Genomic DNA, 22,892 nt, shown 5'->3' on the forward strand with positions numbered 1-22,892 from the left:
CGACCGACACCGTGTGCCAACAAAAGCAGTCTAACCGTCAGCGGGACGCACACCAGAAACGCCGGTGGACCCATACCCACCCTGGCCACGTTCGGTCTCGTCCAAGTCATCAACCGGTTGAAACACTGCCTGCACCACCGGCACCACGACGAGCTGAGCTATCCGAGACCCGGCGTCAAGGTGCAAGGACTGCTGGGGATCGGTATTGATGAGCAATACCTTGAGCTGACCCCGATACCCCGGGTCGATGGTCCCGGGCGCGTTGACGATCGACAACCCGTGCCGAGCTGCCAGACCCGATCGCGGATTGACCAGCCCGACACAACCCTCTGGCAAGGCAATACGCACACCAGTCTCGACCATGGCCCTCTCCCCCGGGCCCAGGTCGACGTCGTGACGGCAAGTGAGATCAGCCCCCGCGTCGCCAGGCATGGCATAGCGGGGCATGGCTTCAGGATCTGCCACGGTCGGAACAGTGACGTCAGCCACGGCTACCCTCCTCATCACGAGTGTCGTTGGAAGCGTCCTTCGATCCAGGCACGAAGGACGCGGCGGCCGAATCCGAAGCCGTCACGTCCCCAGTCACGCCGCTGCGAACCCGCCCAGCCTCAACGACGGCGGCAACGACGATGACGGTGACCATCATGCCGATGGACGAACTCGTCCATGCACCGGTCACCGCGATGAGCGAGAGCGCTGCGACAGCACCGATGAGCCACCACGAGAACGGCGCCCAGGGTCTCTCGAGATGGATCACGGATCCAGACGGATGGTGGGAATTCACCGTCACAGCCTAGTCGACGGGCCAGGACGCAATATGATGACGCCATGATCCCAGAAAAGATCCTGTGGAAGGTTTACGCCGGTGCTCTCGGCGCCGTCACCACCATCGTCAGTCAGAAGGTCGTCCAGGGCGTGTGGAAGTACGTCACGGGTGATGAGGAGACTCCCCAGCCTGATGACCCCGAGGTCTCGACCACGAAGGCGCTCTCGTGGGCGCTGGCCAGCGGCATCGGGATCGCTGGATCCCAGCTGCTCATGAACCGCTTCGTCAACAAGCGTTGGATGAAGTTCAGCTCGGTCAACCCCACCACCGGCAAGAGCCTCAAGGACGAGAACGACGACTGAACCTCATCCCACCGACGACAGCTGACCCCCGTCTCATGGAGATGAGGGTCAGCTCACGTCATGGGGAGGATCAGACGCAATCGACGCAGTAGAACTGGCCGTCACGCTCCTCAGCGAGCTGGGAACGTCCCTTCACGAGGAAGCAGGACGCGCACGTGAACTCGCCGGACTGGCGAGGCAGCACGCGAACGGTCAGTTCTTCATGGGACAGATCAGCGCCGGGAAGCTCAAAAGCCTCAGCAGCCTCGACCTCGTCTTCGTCGACCTTTCCGGAGTTCTTGTCGTTGCGCTGGTTCTTGAGCTCCTCGATGGAGTCCTCACTGACCTCCTCATCAGTCTTGCGCGGAGCGTCGTAATCGGTAGCCATGGTCACCTTCCAGTAAGGACTCGAGACGTCGCCAACTCGCCGACTGCGAGCTGCGACCGCACAATATTCGCACCCTTGTGTATCACACCTGTCAAGCCGGCGGACAGCGCGCCGGGGCATCCGGGCGGTACCATCACGCCCGAAGGAAGTAAGTTGGTGACTCACACAGCCAAACCCCGACCACAAGGAGTCGGGAGGGAAGGTGGACGATGGACAGCGCTCTGAGCCCCCGCGAGATTCAGTCGCGGATCCGTTCCGGGGCCACTGTCGAGGAGGTGGCCGCTGAGGCGGGCGTCGGCGTCGATCAGGTGGAGCCCTTCGCCATACCGGTCCTCGCCGAACTGGATCACATCATCGAGGTTGCCATGACGTGCCCGGTTCGCCGTGCCGGCGCGCCTGGGTCCCACCGCGCCCTGGGGACCGTCATTTCCCGTGTTGCCAAGACCAATTCGATCCCCGATGAGAAGATTTCCTGGCGGTCGTGGCGCCACGAGGATCACACCTGGGCCCTCGAAGCCACCTGGCCCGCGACCGAGGAGGGGGCTCCGAGCGCAGCGATGTTCCGCTTCGACCTCAAGGGACGCCACACCTCCCCTGAGGACGCCGGTGCACGTTGGCTCGTCAACGACCGCTCCCCTGCTCCCGCCGAGCCGTTGGCGAACGGTACTCCCGATCCCGATCAGGAACCGACGCTGGATCTCAACGACGAGTTGGCCATTGTTCGCGCAGTGAGCAATCGTCCACAGTCACCGGCCGACCCCGACGCGGTCGCAGGGATGACCAAGCACGACGGGGTCTACGACTTCGTCCCCTCGTCCCCAGCCGACATGGACATGCTCTACGAGATGCTGGCGGGCTTCCAGGAGGACTCGGTCAACATCTACGAAGGCCTGAAGACACCGGTGGTCGACGTCGATTCCACCCCCGGAATCCAGACGTCGGAGGCATCGCAAGACGCGACACACGAGTCCCAGACCGATGACCCGCCGGACGAGAATGCTCCCGCTCCTGAGAAGGAAAGGCCGGAGACGAAGGAGGACGCCGCTGCCAAGAAGCCGACAACAAGGACGACGCCTCGCACGTCGAGGTCCACCACGGACAGCCGGCCTGCCGACAAGGACGAGCCCCAGCAGGATGCCCTCGTCGAGAGTGGCGAGCAGCCGCGCAAGAAGCGCAAGCCTCGCAAGTCCAAGAGGGCGTCTATCCCGTCGTGGGACGAGATCATGTTCGGAGGCCCCACCCCGCACGCGTGACAGGCCCTGAGCTCTGAAACGTTCACACACGATCCCCGGCTGGACAGCAGGGATCGTTGTCAGTCGTCGAAGGGCAGGGTTTGCTCGGAAAGAGTTGCCCTGGACATTTCTGCGGCAATCCCCTGACGGTGGTGACGACGGCACAGCACCTCGTAGTGGATCTCCGATCCGCCGCCGATGTCGCCGACGCCCACCTGGTCCCCCTCACGCATCATGACGCCGCCGACGACACGGGCATTGTGGGTCGCAGGACGTCCGCACCAGCACAGCGGCGAGACGGGCGGATGGACGACGCGGTCGGCGAGTTCGACGAGCCGTTTGGATCCGGGGAAGAGCTCGGTCCGGAAATCGGCCAGGATGCCGAAACAGTAGACGTCGATCCCGAGGTCGTCGACGACCCGGGCGAGCTGGTCGATCTGTTCGGGACGGTAGAACTGGGCTTCGTCGCAGATGAGGTAGTCGATGCGTCCACCACGACTCAGCCGTGCCACGACGTCGTGGTGGAGGTCCAGGGAGTCCGTCACCTCGACGGCCTCGACGCTCAGGCCGATCCGGGAGGTGATGCGGGCGCCGCCGGAGCGATCGTGCATGGCATACCGAACCCCCTGACGGTCATGGGCCGACTGAGCGTGGTCCATCTGCAACGCGAGTGTGGACTTTCCGGAGTCCATCGGTCCAGTGTGAAAGACGAGCTCGGCCATTCTCAGCCCTCGCAGACCTGCGCCAGCAACGGAATTCTCATCTCCGGCGGGGTCAAGGAGCCATGCATGCCGACCAGGGAGAGCTCCTTGGGAGTAGCACGACTCATGATCGCCCAGTCATCACGGGTGATCGCCAGCACGTCACCGAAACGGGAGCGGGTGGAGTGATCCACGACGCCGAAGAGCCCCGCGTCGACGGCGTCGTCACCGAACACGACCTGGGCACGGTCTCCGAGCACCCGTCGCCACCGCCGGGCGACCTCGACGGGGCATTGGGTGTACACGTGGCGGAATCGGGGTTCCCCCGCCAGCAGATCGACGTCTGCGAGCAGTCCCCCCTCGTCCTCCATCATGACGCGGTGGCCCTGCGGCACATCGATCATGCCGTGATCTGCCGTGACGACCAGGGCGGTACCGGGATCCAGCTGGTCAAGAAGGGCTCCGACGAGATCGTCAACCCACATCAGACGTGATCTCCACGCCGCGGACTGCCATCCCTCGCCGTGGCCGACGTGGTCGAGGGACCGCTCGTAGACATAGGTCAGGGAAACGTTCCCGGCCTGAGACGCAGCGAGGGTCTTGTGAACACGCTCGTCGACGTCATCCTCGTCACATATGGCCACGAAGCGCGGACCGCGCAAGCTCGCCCGCGTCAGCCCGGACCTCTCGAACCGAGCCGGTCCCACGCTGCTGACCGCCACCCCCGCTGCCCCCAGGTCCTCAAAGGCCGTCGGGTGGGGCTGAATGACCTCCGGGTCGTCGCCGTTAGCCCAGCTCAAGGCGTTCATGGCCCGTCCGGAGGGAGCGCGGAAGGTGTACCCGGCGACACCGTGGTGTCCTGGAGCGGCACCGGTACCGATACAGCTCAACGAGGTGGCTGTCGTCGAGGGGACCTGGCAGGTCAGATCGTGGCACATGTGCATGTCCGACAGTGTGGGCGCCAGGTGCCGCGACTGCTCAAGGTTCTCCCGTCCCATCCCGTCAACGAGTAAGAAGACGTAACGCTTCGCGTCGGGCAGACCGAGCCCAGCTGGCCCTTGGCCCGTCAACGCTCTCCCCATGGCGGGGACCAGGTCGGAAAGGGTCTGCGGACCCGGCGCCACGAGGTCAGGGGCAAGCAATGGCGTCATCGTGCTGCTCCAGTGGCTACCTGCATTCGAGTGGCAAATCCCATCATCCGCTCGACCTGATCGGCGCCATCAGCGGCAGGGCTCATCCGGATGACGATGTCGTCACCGCTGAAGGTGCCGGTGTAGCCGTGGTCTGCGGTACACATCGGGTCACCGCAGGTGGCGGGCTCGAGCTCGATGTGCGACACCGCGCCCCAGGTCATCTGCAGCCAGGTCTCCACGGTCGTCGCCGAGGGGTCCTTGCCGAACTTGTCGGGGTCCACGACGACGCGCGTCAGCACCACCGAGCGCACTTGCGACAACGGGATCGACTCGCTTGAGGTCACGGCCTGCAGCCGTCCTCCTTCGGTCCGCTCGTCGGTGTGACCGATGAGCATTCGCGTCGCCGTACGCAAGATGACGGTGAGATGCCGGTGGACCTCGTCATTGTCGAAGGCTGCCTCGAGATGAAGCAGATGGTCGAGGACCTCTTCTCCGGCCAAAGAGTTTTCGGCGACGTCAATGACCAGCTCGGGGAAGAATCCACAGGACTGGATCTCGACGGCCAGGGCAGCCGGAAGGGGAGTTCGGGCTTGATCGACAGACTGGCTCACCGGCCCATCGTCCCACGATGGAGCCCGATCCAGTAATCTCCAGGACATGTCGAACCGGCCGTTCATCGGAGCTCGAGTCGAGGATGCCCTTCACAGGCGTCTCAACGCCACGCTGCGCCGACGCGGTTGGATGCCGCGTGTGATCGGATATCGCAGTTACGGATCGGCCACCCATGTGCGCGTTCTGGGCCGAGTCGTCCTCACCAGTCCTCCTGGTGCCAATCCGGAACAGGAGCGTCATCCCGGCCGTTCTCCGCTCACCCGGCGCAACATGTTGTCCATCGACCTGCTGTCCCAGCGGGGGTGGCGCAACTTCCTCGGTCTTCCAGCACCGGGTACCGAGGTCGTGGTCGACGTCAATGGGGAGAAGATCACCGTACGTGCCGACCGTGCCGGATACGTCGACGTGCGCATGAAGAATCCTGGGTTGCAACCGGGATGGCACGAGGTCACCCTCTCCACCAGCGGGGACACCACGAAGGCGAAGGTCCTCGTCGTCTCGCGCAACACCCGTTTCGGCATCGTGTCCGACATTGACGACACCGTCATCGCAACGTCTCTGCCGCGCTCCCTCATCGCCGCCTGGAACTCCTTCGTCCTCACTGAGCAGGCCCGCAAGTCCATTCCCGGCATGGCCCGCATGTATCAGAAACTGCTGGGGCGCCATCCCGACGCACCCGTGGTCTACGTGTCCACCGGCGCCTGGAACACCTACCCCTTCCTGGTGAGGTTCCTGGCCCGCCATGGCTACCCGCAAGGACCACTGCTGCTGACCGACTGGGGACCGACGAACATCGGGTGGTTTCGCTCCGGTGTGGACCACAAGCGGACGGCCCTGCGCGAACTGGCCCGCGATTTCCCCGACATCGAATGGGTGCTGGTCGGCGACGACGGGCAGCACGATATCCGGATATACTCCGAGTTCGACGAGCTGCAACCCGGCCACACCCGCGCCATTGCCATCCGTGAGCTCTCGACGACCCAGCAGGTGCTGGCCCACGGGACGACGACGGTTCTCGAAGACCGTCACCGGGTGCAGTGGGCCCCCGAATCAGCCCCCTTGGTACACGCACCCGACGGTGACACATTGGCCCCGCTCCTGGACAAGGTGCTCAACCATGAGGACTCCCCAGGCCGATCCTGACATGCGGATTTTGCGCCAATCGACCAAAATAGGTCGTTAGCGTGCGCTGCTAGGGAGGTATCACGATGGTCAAGAAGACGGTGGTCGACGACTTCACTGAGAACATCATCGACGTCGACGTCTCCCGCGAGATGGAGAACAGCTTTCTGGAGTACGCCTACTCCGTCATCTACTCTCGTGCCCTGCCGGATGCCCGTGACGGCCTCAAACCCGTTCAGCGTCGCATCCTCTACACCATGGGTGACATGGGGGTTCGCCCCGATCGCGCCCATGTGAAATCGGCCCGTGTCGTCGGTCAGGTGATGGGCCAGCTCCACCCCCACGGCGACGCCGCCATCTACGATGCCCTCGTGCGCACCGCCCAGCCTTGGGCCATGCGACTCCCCCTCGTCGACGGGCACGGTAACTTCGGATCCCTGGACGCCGGACCGGCCGCCATGCGTTACACCGAGTGTCGGATGGCTCCCCCCGCCCTCACCATGATTGACGGGCTCGACGAGGACACCGTCGACTTCGAACCCAACTATGACGGCAAGGAGACCGAACCGTCGGTTCTGCCGGCCGCCTTCCCCAATCTGCTCGTCAACGGGGCGTCGGGCATCGCGGTGGGAATGGCCACCAACATCCCGCCCCACAACCTCGTCGAGGTCGTCGCGGCCCTGCGTCACATGCTCGACCACCCGGACGCCGATCTCGAGGAGATCATGCGCTTTGTGCCGGGGCCCGACCTGCCCACCGGAGGGCGGATCATCGGCCTCGACGGCATCGCTGATGCCTACCGCACCGGCAGGGGCTCCTTCAAGATCCGCGCCACGGCACGCATCGAGAAGATCTCCCCACGACGCCGCGGCATCGTCGTCACCGAGCTGCCGTACATGGTCGGCCCGGAACGCATCATCGACCAGATCAAGACCTTGGTGCAGTCCAAGAAGATCACCGGCATCTCCGACGTCAAGGACCTCACCGACCTGACCAACGGCACCCGTCTGGTGATCGAGGTCAAGAACGGTATCAATCCCGAAGCCCTGCTGGAGCGACTGTACAAGCTCACCAAACTCGAGGACTCCTTCGCCATCAACGCCGTCAGCCTGGTCGAGGGACAACCGCGAACCCTCGGCCTGCACGAGATGCTGCAGGTCTACCTCGACCATCGCCTCGAGGTCACGCTGCGACGTACCACCTTCCAGCTCAACAAGGCCAAGGACCGGCTGCACCTGGTCGAGGGGCTGCTGCTGGCCATTGTCGACATCGATGACGTCATCGCCATCATCCGATCCTCCGACGACGCGGGGACGGCCCGCATCCGGCTCATGGAGACGTTCAACCTCGACGAGGTACAGGCCAATTACATCCTCGACATGCAGCTTCGTCGACTCACCAAGTTCTCGACGATCGAGTTGGAGTCCGAGCGTGACGAGCTGCGCGAGCGCATCGAGGGACTGACCCTCATCGTCAATGACGCGTCCGAACTACGCCGAGTCGTCTCGGAGGACCTGGCCGAGGTGTCCGCCAAGTACGGCACCCCTCGTCGCACCGTGCTGCTGGGGGCGGCCCCTGCAGTCGCTGCAGCCTCCGCCCCGTTGGAGGTCCCCGACAGCCCCTGCTGGGTGCTGCTGTCGGCCACCGGTCTGCTGGCCCGCATTGACACCGACGACGACCTTCCCGGTGTCGGCGACAGAGCGAGCCACGACGTCATCATCTCCCGTGCACGCACCACGGCTCGTGGTGATTTCGGCATCATCACCAGCGCGGGTCGACTCATCAGGACACACGCCATCGAGCTGGCCAGTCTGCCCATGACCGCCACCGCCCCGTCGGTGGCCGGCGGCACCCCGTTGGCAGACCTCGTCGGGTTGGAGACGGGGGAAAAGGCCCTGGCGGTGACGAGCCTTTCCGGTGACGGCCCATCCCTGGCCCTGGGAACCCGCAACGGCATCGTCAAGCGGGTCAATCCTGAGCTGCTCGGCAAGGACTTCTGGGAGGTCATCGGACTCAAGGACGGCGACGAGGTCGTCGGAGCCGTTGAGCTGGACGACGAACACCTTGAGCTGTGCTTCGTCACCGAGGGCGCCTCCCTGCTCCACTTCCCCGCCTCGACAGTGCGCCCCCAGGGGCGTTCCGGTGGCGGCGTGGCCGGTATCAGGGCCAAGGACCCGGTCATCTTCTTCGGAGCGGCCCCCAGCCATGGTTCCTCGGTCGTGACGGTTGCGGCCTCCTCCCCCGCTGCCGCCGGTACGGAACCCGGTTCGGTCAAAGTGACCCCCCTTGACCAGTACCCGCCCAAGGGCCGCGCGACCGGCGGCATGAGGTGTCAGCGCTTCCTCAAGGGTGAAAGGGCCCTGGTGCTGGCCTGGATTGGTCCTGGCCCTGCCGTGGCATGTGCGGCATCCGGCGTTCCTGTCACACTACCGGGGCCGACCATGCGTCGCGACGCTTCCGGGGATCAAGGGCTCCAGCCCATTCTGGCCGTCGGCACCCGCAACCATGATGGGGACGACGTGGCCCAACCCGCGGAACCACTCGACCCCGAACCGCTTGTCGCGGACACGGTCGACGAGGATCTCGGATCCACCGACGTCGAGGATGAGGGGACCCCACATACGGACGGAGCTCTCATCCCTGCCCCGGAGTCGACGCTCGGGGAGGGCTCGGAGGAGTCCAGGCCGCACCGACGTCATCGCCGTGCCAGAACTGACCACGATGACGAATCAGGACCGGATCTGTTCAGCTGATCGGGACGCAATGACCTGGTCGACACCCTGAGTGATGACAATGCTCGCTGTGCCGGATCCTTCGACCTGGCAGACATGCCGGGGACGGGCAACTCTAAGGGGCGAGATCGTCAGATGGCCGGCCTGCGTCACGGCGTCGAGACTCTGCATTGGGGCTCGCTGGTAGCCGCTGAGGTGCGCATGGTCCATGACGTCATGACCGGGCGACTCGAGCGGGTCTGTTGATCCCAGTCGGTCCCAGGATGGTGCTCCATCCAGATGTTCCGGTTCACCTGAACCGCAATACCTGGGCCACTCACGTGTCCTCGGGTTCGGCGGTGCTGACCGGGATCATCGCTACCAGACCGACGACGAGTACCAGGACGATGCCGATGATTCCCCAGTACTGGTTATTGTCGCCTCCCGTGATGGCGTGTCCCATCGTGACGAAGAGACCGAACAGGGCTGGTGCCAGGAAGGACACCGCTTTGCCCGTGGTGGCGTAGAGGCCGAAGACCTCTCCTTGGCATCCCGGTGGGCAAATCCGGGCGAGGAGGCTTCGCGAGGCCGACTGGGCAGGGCCGACGAAGCCACACATCATGAGCCCAAGCACCCAGAAGACCATGGCCGAACCGTTGTGGCCGATGAATATGCCAACGCCGCAGGCAGACAACACGACCAGAGAGAAGACGATGAGATATTTGGGTCCAATTCGGTCGTCCAGACGTCCCATCAGAATGGTCGAGACACCGGCAACCAGGTTGGCCACGATGCCGAAGATGAGGACGTCGGCAGCACTGAATCCGAAGGTCTGCCGGGCCAGCGGGCCACCGAACTGGAAGACGCCGTTGAGGCCGTCGCGGAACAGTGCCGAGGCGATGAGGAAGATGATGGTGTTGCGGCTGATGTGCCAGATTCTCACCACACTGCGCCACAATTCGGCGTAGGCATGGCCCAGCGCACGGAATCCTCGTAGTCTGGGCTCGGATCGGTCCACCGGACGTGGGTTGTCACGCAGGATGAGGAAGGTGGGTAGGGTCAGCACCAGGATCCAGATGGCGCAGAACAACATCGCCACACGGATGTTCATGCCTTCGTGGCTCGTGACCCCGAACCAGCCGACCCCCGGCTTGATCCAGGCGATGTAAATGATGAGCAGGGCAATGATGCCGCCCAGGTATCCCATGCCCCATCCCAGACCGGAGATGCGACCGACCTTGCTGGGCTCCGCGACGTCGTCAAGCATGCCGTTGTACAGCGAGCTGCCGACATCCGAGATGACCGTGCCGACTCCCAACAACACCAGTCCCAGGACGAGGTAGGACGGATGGGGCTTGACGAGGAACAACAGTCCGGACATCACGGCCAGGGTCCAGGTGAGCCATTTCAGGACTGTCACCTGGCGTCCTCGTCTGTCTGCCCATTGACCGACGATCGGCGCCAGCAAGGCGATCGCCAGGCCGGCAAGGCTCATCGTCCACGACAGGGCCGTCACAGTGGTGTCCTTCGACCCGAAGGCGTCGCCCACGAGGTAGACGGCAAAGACGAAGGTGGTGATGACCGATGCGAAAGGCTGAGTGCCCGGATCCCACATGGCCCAGGCGAAGACGCGTTTGCGTTGATCAGCCGGCACGTCGGTGTGACTCATGGTTGTGGAGTTTATCGACGTCGAGCGAACAGTACGTAAACGAACGGATTCGCCCAGCGCCTTGAGACTTCAACCAAGTCCGACCGGAACCGGGTATGACGGAGGGGCCGGCCCCTTTCCAAGAAGGTTCAGGGACACTCAGGCGTCAATCTGTTCGGCGTCGAGACGGTAGGCCCCCTCGACGATGAACTGCTTTCGCGGGGCCACGTCGTTGCCCATGAGGACATCGAACGTGCCCTCGGCCTCAGCGGCATCGTCAACGGTGATGCGACGCAAGGTGCGATGACGCGGGTCCATGGTCGTCTCCTTGAGCTGGGACGCATCCATCTCACCAAGGCCCTTGTACCGCTGCGGTTCCTTGAATCGCACTCCCTTCTTGGCGAGCTGAGCGGCAGTGCGCTGGTACTCGGCGTCGGTGTACGTATACAGGTACTTGTCCATCCCCCGTTTGGGGTTGATGAGCTCGAACCGGTGCAATGGCGGCACGGCTGAGAAAACCCGTCCAGCCTCCACCATCGGGCGCATGTACCGGAAGAAAAGGGTGGCCAACAAACATCGAATATGGGCACCATCGGAGTCGGCGTCCGCCATGAAGATGACCTTGCCGTAGCGGGCCTGGTCGAGGTCGAAGGTCTTGCCCGATCCGGCCCCGACCACCTGGATGATCGACGCACACTCCAGATTCTTGAGCATGGCGCCCAGGTCAGCCTTCTGGACATTGAGGATCTTGCCTCGGATCGGCAGCAGGGCCTGGTGCTCGGAGTTGCGGGCCACATTGGCAGTACCCAGGGCCGAATCACCCTCGACGATGAACAGCTCGGTGATGTCGGGATCTGAGGAGCGGCAGTCCTTGAGCTTGGGTGGCAGGTGGGAGGACTCCAAAGCGTTTTTGCGACGCTGGTTCTCCTTGTGGGCGCGGGCCGCGACGCGAGTCCGGGAGGCATTGACGACCTTCTCCATGAGGGTGCGTGCCACCGGTTTGTCAGCAGCCTTGGACGAGGTCAGGAAGGCCGTCATCCTCTGCTCGACGATGCGAGCCACCAGACGACGCACTGGCGGAGTGCCCAGTACCTCCTTGGTCTGGCCCTCGAACTGAGGCTCGGCCAGGTTCACCGTCACCACAGCGGTCAGACCCTCCAGGACGTCGTCCTTGACGATCTCCTCGGAGGACTTGAGGATGCGGGTACCCTCCAAACCAGCGTTGAAGGCCCGCAGCAGACCCTGCTCAAATCCCTGAACATGGGTGCCGCCCTTGGGAGTGGCGATGATGTTGACGAAGGAGCGCACCGTGGTGTCGTACCCAGTCCCCCATCGCACGGCGATGTCCACCTCGAGGTCACGGTCGACGTCGGTCGGCGTCATGCCGCCATTCTGGTCTAGCATCGGGACGGTCTCGGTGAAGGAGGCCTCCCCCTGCAATCTCGTGACGTCATTGATCGGCTGGTCATTGGCAAGGTACTCGGCAAACTCTGAGATGCCGCCGTCGAAGCGCATCGTCTCGGAGACGGTCTCGAGAACATCGCCGGTCTGCGGATCAGCCTGGATGCCGCGCTCGTCGGTGATGACGATCTCCAGCCCAGGAACGAGGAAAGCGGTCTGACGAGCGCGATCGGCAAGCTTGGACCACGACAACTTGGCATCGGGCAGAAAGATCTGAGGATCCGGCCAGTAACGCACCCGGGTACCGGTGGCTCCCCGCTTGGCCTTGCCAATCTTGCGCACCCCGGACTCGGGGGTGAAGGGGGCATCGGGGTCGTCCCCGTCAAAGACGCCGGGGACACCGCGTCGGAAACTCATTCCCCACACGGTGGACTTACGGTCCACCTCCACGTCCAGGCGGGAGGAGACGGCGTTGACCACCGATGCGCCCACGCCGTGAAGGCCACCTGAGACGTCGTAGGCGCCGCCACCGAACTTTCCGCCGGCATGGAGCTTGGTGTAGACGACCTCGACACCACTCAGCCCAGTCCTCGGCTCGACGTCGACCGGAATACCGCGTCCCTCGTCGGTGACGAGGATCGACCCGCCCTTCTCCAAGGTGACGGTGATACGGCGCCCGAATCCGGCCAGGGCCTCGTCCACACCGTTGTCGAAGATCTCCCACAGACAGTGCATGAGGCCGCGGGTGTCCGTCGACCCGATGTACATGGCGGGACGTTTTCGGACAGCCTCAAGACCTTCGAGCACCAAGAGGTTCTTCGCGCCGTACTCGCGGCTCGTCGACGCCGTGCGCACGGTGTTTCCGATACTGACTGAGGCGTCAGCAGCACCGGATGATGAGGTCGAGGTCTTGTCCATCGTCACGCAGATAGCCTATCGGCAGGCTCGGACAGGGCTCTGCGGAAAATGTCCGCCCCCCGTGGGGTCCATTCCGCGATACTTCTGGGAACATTCCGCCGATGACGTACGTTGTTCAGTACGGTGACCGAACGCATGAACCGGAGGAGGTTGTCATGAGCACCACGATGATCGAGCACCACGCCCTCACCACTGCGGACCGTTGTGATCGTTGCGGCGCACAGGCCTACGTGCGCATCACACTGCGCAATGGTGGCGAGCTCCTCTTCTGTGCCCACCATGCCAGGGCTCACGAGGACAAGCTGAAGCAGGTGGCCCTGCACATCCAGGACGACACCACGAAACTCTCCTCCCATACCTGAGGAACCCGCGATCGTCGGCGTGTCGGGGTCTACCGCCCCGGACGGCGGTGCAGCGCCGAATTCGCCCCCCTGGCTGCCCACGCCGTTGCACTGTCCGGTGCCACCGGCGACCCCCAGAGTTGGGTGTCTGGCAACGACCTACAGCAACCAGGTGGACCGTCATTCGGCTTCGATCACGTCCCCGCGGATGAGCCGTTGGAGCTCCACCCCACCGAGCGAATCGTCGACCGCACCATCGGTGTCGTCGACGTGGAACCCGTGACGCTCGTAGAACGTGATCGCGCGGGCGTTGTCGGCGAAGACCCACACGTAGGCTGAGCGGTGCCCGATGCAGGCGTTGAGGAGATCGTCCGAGGCACCGCAGTTACGAGCTTCGGGAAGGACGTGAAGGGTCGCAACCTCCCACGGGGTGGGAGCATCCGGGCTGGTGGAGATACGTGCCATCGCCACTCCGACGGTCCTCATGTCGAGGCGATCGACAAGGATCTTGAAGACCGCGCCGTCGTCCATGAACTGCTTCCACTGCTCAATCGTGGTGTGGACGATACCGGGGCCAGTAACCTCGGTGAGGATGTCATTGGGGATCACCCCCTGACCAATCTCCCGGAAGCACACTGCTTGAACAGCCGCAGCCTCAGGCAGGTCCTCACGATGAGCATCCCTGACGACGAAACGACCGGGAGCGGTGGCCGAGTCGTGCGCCGATCTTGACGACGTGTCAACATTGACTGACGTATCCATGGCCTGATCCTATCGGTCCGAGGTCTCAAGGAGGCCCGATTCGCAACGGTCAGGGGGGTGGCACCGAGACCGGCACCACCCCCCTTCTGGTCACCTCGCGACCTAGCTTCTCACCTCACTCGAAGAACCGGGTCACCAAGTCCTTGGAGTAGTGGCACACCTCGTCAAAATCGCCGAAGCTCATGATCTCTCCGGCGTAGAAGGTGTTGCGGCGACCCTGCATGCCCTCGACCTTCTCGTACCACCCGGCCTTATAGTCCTCCGAGCTGACGTGCGGGAAGTAGTACCAGGTCTGCTCCTCAATGATCTTCTCAACCGGGTGACCGAAAGTCTCCATGTCATCGAGGACCATCTGGCGGCACTCCTCCTGAGTCTTGTCCGCGTAGTCGGGATGGTTGCGCAGCAGGTAGGTCGTGATGATCTGGTGCGGATCATCGGCCCAGCGGTGGTAGTAGACCATGACGTGGCCGAGGCGTTCAGGCCTCATGTTGTCCGGGATGTACCCGGAGATGGTCGGATACTCCTTCACCAGGCAGGCATCCACCATGTACTGCTCATGGATGATCTTCGAGAAGTACTCCTGCTCGTCCTCGTCGGCGTCGGAGTAGTCGAGGAATTTCTCCAACGGGACGGTGAGGACGAGGACGTCGAACTCGTGGTCCCAGTCAGTGGTGTGGATTTGAACCTTACCGTCCTCGCGGGTGATGCGAGTGATGTCGACGTTGCGCTCGGCCGGGTGATCCAAGGTGGCGTTGAGGTGCTCGAACATCGCCTGAGTGCCGTCAGCCCACGTCCACAGGTCTCCCTTGGCAAACGACATCATGGTGATGAAGTCGAGGTACTTCAGCACATAGGCAGCCGGGACGTTGTCGAAATGCCCGTAGCCGAAGGCCGTGAAGGGGTTGATCCACAGGTCCCGAGCAGCCTCGCACCCGTTGAGGGCGAGGAACTCGTCGAAGGGCAGCATGAGATCCTCATGGACCTTGTTGTAGTGACCGTTGGCGTCATAGCCCTGGTACTTCGTCGCGAGGAGCTCTCCCAGCTTCTGCACTGCGGCCATGACCTGAGGACCACGCACTGGATCCTTCTCCGGCACGTAGATCTCGCCGTCCTCGCGCAGGAACTCACGACGCAGTTTTGGTCCGTCGACCTTGTCCCCGGTGCGATCCATGATCTCTTGGGTGGTGTCATAGCTGGGAACGCCCATGATCGCCCCCATCTCATAACGACGACCGCGGTAGTTCGGTGAGTGACACTTGCCGCCGACGTGGTCGGTTCGTTCCAGGATCGTGTAGTCGTGGAATCCGGCCTTTTCGAGGTACATTCCGGCAGCCAGTCCGGCCGGGCCGGCACCGATGATGGCAATACGTGAATCCTTCGAGACGGACATCGTTCTTCCTTGTCAATACGTGGTGAATAGTTTCGGTGGTTGGGTTGGGAGGTCTCAGCGGGCGGTTCGCCGACCGCGAGCCATCTCATCGAGATGTGCCGCCAGTTCCTTGGCACGGCGCTCGGCCTCGGCGTCATTCGATGCCGGAGTGTCCTTGGTCCACCCGTTGTGGGCATTGTTGCCCTCGATGTCGGCGTGGTACTCCTCCCCCGGGGCCGGTGGCCAGTTGGGATCCTCGGTGAATGGGGCGCGCTCGCTAGCTACCCGCGGGAAGTCGCGAGACCAACGAATCTCGGGGTAGGGAATGCGGTATTGCAGCTCGTCGTCAGTCCCATAGGACTTGCCCATGAAGCGCTGGTAGGCGCGTAGGAAAACGTTCTTGCGGGCGGTTCCGACAGCAGCCTTCTCCAGCCCCTGGAACATTCGACGATTCATCATTCCGCCGCCGTCCATCATGACCAGATCCATGAGGAAGGCCGAGATCGGGCTGGACTCCTCGGAGGCCGAGACGTTCCACCGCGAATAGATTCGCGTCCGGTTGCCGCCGTCGAGGGGTTCCAGAGCGATGGCCCAGCTCCAGCGATTCCACGGCATCCCGGGCGGCAACAGGAAGCTTGCGCCGGGGGTGCGAGTGCCGTCTCGGGTGTCGGCGAACCACACCAAGTACTTGCCGGGAACCATGTCGGCGACTTCGGCACCGAAGCCAGCGTAACTCCAGCAGAACATGTCACCGGGCTTGTAGTAGTCCGGGTCCTGCCATGCCTGTTCGACCATGAAGGTGTTGTCGACCGACAGGCCGAACATCTTCTCGAAGAACGTGAACGAGTAGAACCCGGCCGTGGTGGTGTTGAGCTGGTAGACGTGCTTCCAGACCTCATCACAGGGGGCGTCGAGATCCTCCACGTGCGTCAGACGCTTGAATCGCGGCGACCCCTCCGGGACGAGGTCGTCGCCGGGAAGGGTCATCTCGTACTGCTCAGGGGTCCCGTTGACCTGGCTGGAATAGAACTTCGTCGCTCCCTTGAGGAATCCGTAGGCGCCGAGGGCAGCGGCCACCGGCGCTGAGGCAAGGGCAGCAACCTTGCACCGTCGTGGTGTTCTGGACATGACACTCCTTCGTGACCGGCAACCCTGTGTCGGTTCCACCACGACGCCGTGGCGCATCGACACAGGAAATAGTTAGATTCCACCTATTCTAGCTTGTCGCGAACAAGAACCAGCAGATTTTCAGCGAATCCAGCGCTCCAGGAGGTAGGCCGGGTCTTCATCCCGGTGGTCGTCGAGACAACCGTCCGGAGCGAATCCGTTGCGTCGGTAGAAGGCCTTGGCCCGGGCGTTGTCGGGGTAGACCATGACGTAAGCTGGTGAGTCGCCGCTGGCGGTGTCCATGAGAGCTTGCCCCAGCCCCGTGCCATGCAAGCGGGAACGAACATAGAGACTCTCGAGCTCCAGTGGGGTGGGAGTCAAACCAGTCCAGACACCATGGCGAGTATTCGAGGAAGGATTCCTTCCAGCACGTCCTCATGCATTCCGTGACGGCGTGACCGTCTCCCGCGGCCGCCTGTCTGATCCTGATGGCCATGGTCCCTCCTGCGCGAAGATCCTACCGACCGCGGCCCGTGGGTACGGTGGACGCGCGGCAGGCTCGAAAACCTCTCGTCATTCCTGGCTACGCATCGCCTCCGGTCTCGTCGGTCTGGTGCTGGCCCCTCCGGTACTGGCATGGTCAGTGGCCGCGATCCTGCCATCCCACAATGCCCTGACCTTCGTCTCCTCCGTCCTGGTGGGTTCGTTGGCCGTACCGGCGCTCGCCATCGCCGTCATTGCCCTCGTCCTCGCCCTTCTGGCACGAGGTGGTCTGCGGGTGGTGGCCGTCCTGTTCTCGGTGCTGGCCCTCATCGTGCCAACGGCGGCGACTGCGACGACGACGTGGATCACGGATCGCGTCGGCGGGGAGATCAACGTCTTCTCAGCAGCTGCGGTGTCATCGATGGCAGATCATCCTGACGAGACGGTCCGTTACGGATCCGGGCCCGACGAGACTGCCCAGATCTACCGTCCTCGACGCCACAATGCCCCCGTCCTGGTCGACATTCACGGCGGTGGGATGGTCATCAATCTGGCCTACGATGTCGCGAGCGGGACATTGACGAGCTCCTGTGGACCAGTGCGAGCCCCGAGGTCAGTGCTTGCTCTCTACCCGACGGTGGATGTCGCAGCCGTCCAGTCCGTCACCACCCTGGGAGCAGGGAATGCCGCGACGATGTACACCGGTGGCACCCCGGAGCAATTCCCTGACCGCTACCGCGCCGTCAACAGTTCTACCTGGATCACTCCCAAAGCTCCTCCGACGATGGTCATTCAAGGCAACCACGACACCTTCGTTCCACCCTCGAGCCTGCGAGATTTCGTCGCCCGCGCTCGCCAGGTCGGGGTGGACGTCGAACACGTGCAACTGCCGATGCTCAACCACGCCTTCGACGCCCAGGCGCGAAACTCACTGGGATTCCACGTCACCAACCTTGGGCAGACCTTCCTCAGCGCGCACCAGTGATCCACCGGTGAGCACCCGAGCCAAGGCCTCGAGATCCCCGGCGATGTCGGTGTCCTTCTCCTGGATCCACCTCATCTGCAGGCCCTCGGCTGCCGCGACTGCCAGCCGCACGGCCTGCTCATCGTCAATCCCCAGGGCCATCCTGACGACCTCGTGGACCCGTCGGCGGTGCCTCTCCATGAAGGCATGGGCCGGATGGTTGGGGTCGGCGGCCGCCACACTCATGTCGACGAAGAGCTTGGTCAAACCCGGGGTGCGCGTGGTCCCGGCCATGTATGCCCACACGTGGTCGGGGTCGGTGAGTGCACCGGCGTCGACGGCGTGAGCGTCGCGAGCCTCCAAGATCGCGACGAAGAGCTCGTCCATCGTCCCGAAATAGTGCAGCACGCCGGCCTCGGTGAGACCAACCTCGGCGGCAATGGCTGCCAGGGTGGGTCGTTCGCCGGAGCTTGCACCATAGAGCCGCAGGGCGACGTCAAGGATCTCGGCCCTGCGAGCAACCCCTTTGGCGTATGGTCCACGTCGAATCGAGGTTTTCGTCGTCACTGCCATGGCCCCAACGATAGAGGGAAAACACAGATTGCCTTCCCCCTGACCCACCAATGAATACTGAACCGTGCTAGGTTTTAGAGGTGCTTCGGGCCGACAAAGGAGTTCTCATGAGTGCCCTCTTCCAGCTCACCTCAAGCAACCCGCGCGTCGTCGATCCAGTCGAGTTGACTGCCGAGGCCTGCGAGTGGATCGACGCGGTGGTGCCGGGCGGAGTCCACGAAAGTCTCATCGCGGCCGGCGTGATTGATCACCCCTACCTGCGAAACCACGAGAAGGACTGTCGCTGGGTCGAGGACCGCGCCTGGTGGTACCACGGCACGCTACCCGTGCCGAGCGGAGACGAACCCCTCGTCCTGACACTGACAGGAGTCGACACGGTCGCGGACATCTGGGTCAACGGAGAGCATGTCGGCCGTCATGCCAGCCAGTACCGCCCCTTCTCAACCGTCCTTCCAGCCATTGACGGGGACCAGGCCGAGGTCCTCATTCGCTTCGCTCCCCCGCTGGACGGTCTCACCGAGCCGCCCGCCACCCGGGCGATGGTCAACGCCGTGAGTGATTTCCTCGACGCAGCAGCTCCTCAGGAGCTCGACGCCGAGCCCGGAGCCGGGATCCTCACCCTCAATCTGGCCGCGACTCGCCGCCGCAAGGCGATGTTCTCCTGGGGTTGGGACTTCGCCCCGCGCGTTGCCTCCATTGGTCTGACGGGGACGATCGAATTTGTCCGACGCGCTCCTGTCGAGCTCACGCACCGCCTCGAGACCGTCTCCATCTCCGAGGATTCCGCCCGGGTCAAGGCCACCGTGACCGTCACCCACCACGACGGCCCTCGGCCTCTCGGCGTCGATGTCTCCCTGACATCGCCCAGCGGAGAGCGTACCGGCGGCCACGCCCACATCCATGACGGAGTGGCCACGGTCGAGCTGCACATCGAGCATCCCCAGCTGTGGTGGACCCACGACCTGGGCGAGCCGTCGTTGTATCGCGTCGAGGTCAGCGCCCACGACAAGGACGCCAACACCATCGCCACCGAGACTGGGGCCGCCGGCATCCGGACGATCGAGGCGGATCACTCCCCCGACCCCGATGACCCCGAGTGCGACGGACCTGCTCGTCACTTCCGCTTCATCCTCAATGGTGTGCCGATCTTCGCCCGGGGCGCCAACCTTGTGCCACAGTCGATGCTGGTGGGCTCGGTGACCCCGGAACAGGATCGCGATCTCGTACGTGCCTGCCGCAACGGCGGAATGACGATGGTGCGCGTCTGGGGCGGAGGGGTCTACGCCTCCGACGCCTTCATGGATGCCTGCGACGAGAACGGCATCCTCGTCTGGCACGATTTCATGTTCGCCTGCATCGACTACCCCTGTGACGACCAGGAATTCATGTCCGAGGTACGAACCGAGGCCGACTTCCAGACCAGTCGTCTGGCACATCACCCGAGCCTTGCGCTGTGGGCCGGCGGCAACGAGGTGCAGGCCATGCACCAGGCGGTCTGGAACAACCTGGACCCCGGTCGATGGGGATCGGAGATCTTTGACGAGATCCTGCCTGAGGCCGTTCGCCGCAACAGCCCGACCGTGGGTTACTGGTCCAACAGCCCGGCCACCGACGCCGACACCGACCCGCGTGTCAATGGCACCGGGGCTGGCGATCGTCACGCCTGGGAGGTCTGGCACGGAGCCGATGTCGGGGCCGGGACCCACGAGGACTACGCCAGCTCGGCCCAGGCCATGCACTTCCACCGCTATCGCCACGACACCGGCCGCTTCATCAGTGAGTTCGGCATTCACGCCAGCGCTGATCTGCCAACCCTGGAGAGGTGGCTCGGCAAGGACCACCTGAAGCTCGACGACCCGGCGCTCATCGCGCGCAACAAGGACACCCCAAAGGCCAAGGAAATGGCCCTCATCGAGTACGAGGTCGGCAAGCCGACGTCGGTCCAGTCCTATGTCACCTCCACCCAGGTGGTGCAGGCTGAGGGACTCAAGTACGGCATCGAGCACTATCGACGTCGCTGGCCTCACTGCGCCGGCACCTTGGTCTGGCAGCTCAATGAGCCGTGGCCAGGGATGACCTGGTCCCTTCTCGATCACGATCTGGGGGCCAAGCCGGGCTATTACGCCGCGGCTCGGGCCTTCGCTCCGGCCCTGCCGATCCTGCGACTGACCGACGACGCCCTGGAACTGTGGGTCAGCAACGTCCAGCCGACTCGCGTCACCGACACCGTGACCGTCAGCATCGAGGGATTTGACGGCACGGTTGAGCAGACGCACGAGGTCAGGGTGTCCGTACCGGCATCCACGTCAGAGATGGTGTGGTCAGTACCGCGTGCCCAGGTGCCGGTGAATGGCGGCCATTACGTGTGGGTTGAGGGGGCAATACTGCCGGCCAACCGACTCTTCCTGACGCGCACAGCTGACCTCGCTCTGCCCGACTCCGATCTCGATGTCGAGGTGACACCGACGGGAACCACGACGGCGAAAGTCTGGGTGACAGCCTCGAAGTTCGCCTATTTCGTCCGCGTCCTGACGCCGTGGCCCGGCGCCCGCGCTGATGTCTCGGCCCTTGATGTGCGGCCGGGGAAGACGATCGTCATGAACCTCGAGGGCCTGCCCGACAGATTCAATCCTGACGAGATCACCGTCCGTCATTTCCTTGACGACGTCACACCATGATGCCTTGGTCACTCGGACATGATGAAGGGGCGCTCGATCGAGCGCCCCTTCATTCATCGTGATGATTTCTCAGTCGAGGTAGTCACGCAGCACCTGGGATCGGCTCGGGTGGCGCAGCTTCGACATCGTCTTGGACTCGATCTGGCGAATGCGCTCACGAGTGACGCCGTACACCTTGCCGATCTCGTCGAGCGTCTTCGGCTGGCCATCGGTCAGGCCGAATCGCATCGAGACGACGCCGGCCTCACGTTCGGACAGGGTGTCGAGGACGTCGTGCAGTTGCTCCTGCAAGAGGGTGAAGTTGACGGCATCGGCCGGGACGATGGCTTCGGAATCCTCGATGAGATCGCCGAACTCGGAGTCGCCGTCCTCGCCCAGCGGGGTGTGCAGGGAAATCGGCTCACGGCCGTACTTCTGCACCTCGACGACCTTCTCAGCGGTCATGTCGAGTTCCTTGGCCAGCTCCTCCGGGCTGGGTTCGCGTCCCAGGTCCTGAAGCATCTGACGCTGCACTCGGGCCAGCTTGTTGATGACCTCGACCATGTGCACCGGGATACGAATCGTGCGGGCTTGGTCAGCCATGGCGCGGGTGATGGCCTGCTTGATCCACCACGTCGCATAGGTCGAGAACTTGTAGCCCTTGGTGTAGTCGAACTTCTCGACGGCACGGATGAGGCCGAGGTTTCCTTCCTGAATGAGGTCGAGGAAGAGCATGCCGCGGCCGGTGTAGCGCTTGGCCAAGGACACCACCAGACGAAGATTGGCCTCCAGCAGGTGGTTCTTGGCGACCTTGCCATCCTCGGAGATCCACTCATAGTCCTCGCGATCCTCCTCGGGGACCTTGGCGTCCGGGTCGGCCAGCTGCTCACCGGCGAACAGGCCGGCCTCGATGCGCTTGGCGAGGTCAACCTCCTCGACAGCGTTCAGCAGGGCCACCTTGCCGATCTGCTTGAGGTAATCCTTGACGGGGTCAGCGGTGGCACCAGCGACCATGACCGTCTGCTCGGGCTCGTCGGCGTCGTCGTTGTCGGATAGGGAGAACCCTTCGGTCTCCTTGTTGATCCTCTGCTCGTCCTTGGCAGCCTCGTCCGGGTCGTAGTCCTTGTCATCGACGTCGTCAAGGGAACGTTTCTTGCCACCAACGGTCAGCACGATGTCGTCGCCGTCGCGCTCCACCGTCACGTCAACTTCACCGGAGGCAGCCTCGGCGATGGTGGTTTCCTTCTTGGCCTTCGACCTGGTGGTCGACTTCTTGGCCGTGGACTTCTTCGCTCCAGTTGATTTGGTTCGGGCTGCCTTGGCCCCGGAAGCCTTCTTGGCTGCGGGAGCCTTGGCATCGTCGTCAGACTTCTTGGCCGACGACTTCGTGGTCGATGAAGAGCTCGTCTTCGTCGTCTTCCTGGCCCGACCGGCGGCACCGGTCTTGGCAGAGGTGGAACGTGTGCTCTTCCTCGCGGTGGCTGTCTTCGCCTCCTCGTCTGCAGCGGTGTTTGCAGTGCTGGACGTGGTGGTCGACACAGGTATCCTCTCCAAGGACTGGCCAGTCCTTCAGTGCTGTCCCCTCCAAAATGAGCCCGGGAGAATCGGCGAACGAACACCTGACGGACCCAAGGGCATACGACACCCGGCAGGCGTCAAGACC

General features: G+C 63.6%; 21 protein-coding genes and 2 pseudogenes. 8 read left to right on the forward strand and 15 right to left on the reverse strand.

The window, feature by feature from the left end; translation table 11 throughout:
• Window positions 1–30 precede the first annotated feature (30 nt).
• Both dut and ACSJJT_RS01595 read right to left on the reverse strand, forming a co-directional pair.
• The gene (gene dut, locus ACSJJT_RS01590; protein WP_435916629.1) at window positions 31–489 is read right to left on the reverse strand and encodes a dUTP diphosphatase; all 459 of its coding nucleotides are present in this window, start codon (window positions 487–489) and stop codon (window positions 31–33) included.
• A gap of 38 nt (window positions 490–527) precedes the next feature.
• Window positions 528–790 (reverse strand): annotated as a pseudogene (locus ACSJJT_RS01595) (DUF3093 domain-containing protein); the annotation flags it as partial.
• Between the two features lie 38 nt (window positions 791–828).
• On the opposite strand from ACSJJT_RS01595, the gene ACSJJT_RS01600 reads away from it, so the two are divergent.
• The gene (locus ACSJJT_RS01600) at window positions 829–1,128 is read left to right on the forward strand and encodes a DUF4235 domain-containing protein (protein ID WP_435916630.1); all 300 of its coding nucleotides are present in this window, start codon (window positions 829–831) and stop codon (window positions 1,126–1,128) included.
• Between the two features lie 70 nt (window positions 1,129–1,198).
• On the opposite strand, the gene ACSJJT_RS01605 is transcribed toward ACSJJT_RS01600, so the two are convergent.
• A complete protein-coding gene (locus ACSJJT_RS01605; RefSeq protein WP_002513666.1) occupies window positions 1,199–1,495 on the reverse strand; it encodes a DUF4193 domain-containing protein in 297 nt (98 codons plus the stop codon).
• 209 nt (window positions 1,496–1,704) lie between these two features.
• On the opposite strand from ACSJJT_RS01605, the gene sepH reads away from it, so the two are divergent.
• Window positions 1,705–2,748 carry a septation protein SepH gene (gene sepH / locus ACSJJT_RS01610; protein ID WP_435916631.1) on the forward strand — a complete coding sequence of 348 codons (1,044 nt, stop codon included), beginning with the start codon at window positions 1,705–1,707 and terminating at the stop codon, window positions 2,746–2,748.
• Between the two features lie 59 nt (window positions 2,749–2,807).
• Here the strand turns inward: sepH and ACSJJT_RS01615 are convergent, their stop codons facing one another.
• The 3 genes from ACSJJT_RS01615 to ACSJJT_RS01625 are packed head-to-tail and all read right to left on the reverse strand — an operon-like array spanning window position 2,808 to window position 5,238.
• Complete coding sequence (locus tag ACSJJT_RS01615) at window positions 2,808–3,455, reverse strand: thymidine kinase (protein WP_435917018.1); 648 nt, start codon at window positions 3,453–3,455, stop codon at window positions 2,808–2,810.
• Window positions 3,452–4,579, reverse strand: a complete 1,128-nt coding sequence (locus ACSJJT_RS01620) for an alkaline phosphatase family protein (RefSeq protein WP_435916632.1) — start codon at window positions 4,577–4,579, stop codon at window positions 3,452–3,454. The genes ACSJJT_RS01615 and ACSJJT_RS01620 overlap by 4 nt, the downstream gene beginning before the upstream one ends.
• Window positions 4,576–5,238 carry a DUF5998 family protein gene (locus ACSJJT_RS01625; RefSeq protein WP_435916633.1) on the reverse strand — a complete coding sequence of 221 codons (663 nt, stop codon included), beginning with the start codon at window positions 5,236–5,238 and terminating at the stop codon, window positions 4,576–4,578. The genes ACSJJT_RS01620 and ACSJJT_RS01625 overlap by 4 nt, the downstream gene beginning before the upstream one ends.
• On the opposite strand from ACSJJT_RS01625, the gene ACSJJT_RS01630 reads away from it, so the two are divergent.
• From ACSJJT_RS01630 to ACSJJT_RS01640, 3 genes are all read left to right on the forward strand, one after another.
• Window positions 5,219–6,316: an App1 family protein phosphatidate phosphatase gene (locus ACSJJT_RS01630; protein WP_435916634.1), complete on the forward strand. Its 1,098-nt coding sequence runs from the start codon at window positions 5,219–5,221 to the stop codon at window positions 6,314–6,316. The genes ACSJJT_RS01625 and ACSJJT_RS01630 overlap by 20 nt on opposite strands.
• Before the next feature lie 65 nt (window positions 6,317–6,381).
• A complete protein-coding gene (locus ACSJJT_RS01635; RefSeq protein WP_435916635.1) occupies window positions 6,382–9,048 on the forward strand; it encodes a DNA gyrase/topoisomerase IV subunit A in 2,667 nt (888 codons plus the stop codon).
• A 75-nt stretch (window positions 9,049–9,123) separates the two neighbouring features.
• Entirely contained in the window at window positions 9,124–9,273 is a 150-nt protein-coding gene (locus tag ACSJJT_RS01640; RefSeq protein ID WP_435916636.1) for a hypothetical protein, read from the forward strand.
• 70 nt (window positions 9,274–9,343) lie between these two features.
• Here ACSJJT_RS01640 and ACSJJT_RS01645 read toward each other — a convergent pair whose 3' ends face one another.
• Both ACSJJT_RS01645 and ACSJJT_RS01650 read right to left on the reverse strand, forming a co-directional pair.
• On the reverse strand, window positions 9,344–10,675 hold the full coding sequence (locus ACSJJT_RS01645; RefSeq protein WP_435916637.1) for an MFS transporter: 1,332 nt from the start codon (window positions 10,673–10,675) through the stop codon (window positions 9,344–9,346).
• Between the two features lie 138 nt (window positions 10,676–10,813).
• The gene (locus ACSJJT_RS01650) at window positions 10,814–12,973 is read right to left on the reverse strand and encodes a DNA gyrase/topoisomerase IV subunit B (RefSeq protein WP_435917019.1); all 2,160 of its coding nucleotides are present in this window, start codon (window positions 12,971–12,973) and stop codon (window positions 10,814–10,816) included.
• 155 nt (window positions 12,974–13,128) lie between these two features.
• Here ACSJJT_RS01650 and ACSJJT_RS01655 point away from each other — a divergent pair, with 155 nt between their 5' ends.
• Entirely contained in the window at window positions 13,129–13,335 is a 207-nt protein-coding gene (locus tag ACSJJT_RS01655; RefSeq protein ID WP_016667527.1) for a DUF7455 domain-containing protein, read from the forward strand.
• 159 nt (window positions 13,336–13,494) lie between these two features.
• Here the strand turns inward: ACSJJT_RS01655 and ACSJJT_RS01660 are convergent, their stop codons facing one another.
• The 5 genes and pseudogenes from ACSJJT_RS01660 to ACSJJT_RS01680 all read right to left on the reverse strand — a co-directional run bounded on the left by ACSJJT_RS01660 (window position 13,495) and on the right by ACSJJT_RS01680 (window position 16,933).
• The gene (locus tag ACSJJT_RS01660) at window positions 13,495–14,076 is read right to left on the reverse strand and encodes a GNAT family N-acetyltransferase (protein WP_435916638.1); all 582 of its coding nucleotides are present in this window, start codon (window positions 14,074–14,076) and stop codon (window positions 13,495–13,497) included.
• 115 nt (window positions 14,077–14,191) lie between these two features.
• Window positions 14,192–15,466: an FAD-dependent oxidoreductase gene (locus ACSJJT_RS01665; RefSeq protein ID WP_435916639.1), complete on the reverse strand. Its 1,275-nt coding sequence runs from the start codon at window positions 15,464–15,466 to the stop codon at window positions 14,192–14,194.
• A gap of 54 nt (window positions 15,467–15,520) precedes the next feature.
• The gene (locus tag ACSJJT_RS01670; protein ID WP_069101449.1) at window positions 15,521–15,814 is read right to left on the reverse strand and encodes a hypothetical protein; all 294 of its coding nucleotides are present in this window, start codon (window positions 15,812–15,814) and stop codon (window positions 15,521–15,523) included.
• Window positions 15,792–16,573 (reverse strand): annotated as a pseudogene (locus ACSJJT_RS01675) (hypothetical protein). The gene ACSJJT_RS01670 and the pseudogene ACSJJT_RS01675 overlap by 23 nt, the downstream one beginning before the upstream one ends.
• 120 nt (window positions 16,574–16,693) lie before the next feature.
• On the reverse strand, window positions 16,694–16,933 hold the full coding sequence (locus ACSJJT_RS01680; protein WP_435916640.1) for a GNAT family N-acetyltransferase: 240 nt from the start codon (window positions 16,931–16,933) through the stop codon (window positions 16,694–16,696).
• A gap of 133 nt (window positions 16,934–17,066) precedes the next feature.
• Between ACSJJT_RS01680 and ACSJJT_RS01685 the strand changes: the two genes are divergently transcribed.
• On the forward strand, window positions 17,067–18,020 hold the full coding sequence (locus ACSJJT_RS01685; RefSeq protein ID WP_435917020.1) for an alpha/beta hydrolase family protein: 954 nt from the start codon (window positions 17,067–17,069) through the stop codon (window positions 18,018–18,020).
• On the opposite strand, the gene ACSJJT_RS01690 is transcribed toward ACSJJT_RS01685, so the two are convergent.
• Window positions 17,964–18,572 carry a TetR/AcrR family transcriptional regulator gene (locus tag ACSJJT_RS01690; protein WP_435916641.1) on the reverse strand — a complete coding sequence of 203 codons (609 nt, stop codon included), beginning with the start codon at window positions 18,570–18,572 and terminating at the stop codon, window positions 17,964–17,966. The two genes, ACSJJT_RS01685 and ACSJJT_RS01690, sit on opposite strands and share 57 nt — an antisense overlap.
• 107 nt (window positions 18,573–18,679) lie before the next feature.
• Here ACSJJT_RS01690 and ACSJJT_RS01695 point away from each other — a divergent pair, with 107 nt between their 5' ends.
• Complete coding sequence (locus ACSJJT_RS01695) at window positions 18,680–21,250, forward strand: glycoside hydrolase family 2 protein (protein WP_435916642.1); 2,571 nt, start codon at window positions 18,680–18,682, stop codon at window positions 21,248–21,250.
• 69 nt (window positions 21,251–21,319) lie between these two features.
• Here the strand turns inward: ACSJJT_RS01695 and ACSJJT_RS01700 are convergent, their stop codons facing one another.
• A complete protein-coding gene (locus tag ACSJJT_RS01700) occupies window positions 21,320–22,783 on the reverse strand; it encodes an RNA polymerase sigma factor (protein ID WP_435916643.1) in 1,464 nt (487 codons plus the stop codon).
• Window positions 22,784–22,892 lie beyond the last annotated feature (109 nt).

It is taken from the genome of Cutibacterium nasicola (genome assembly GCF_051303185.1).
Taxonomy (GTDB): Bacteria; Actinomycetota; Actinomycetes; order Propionibacteriales; family Propionibacteriaceae; genus Cutibacterium.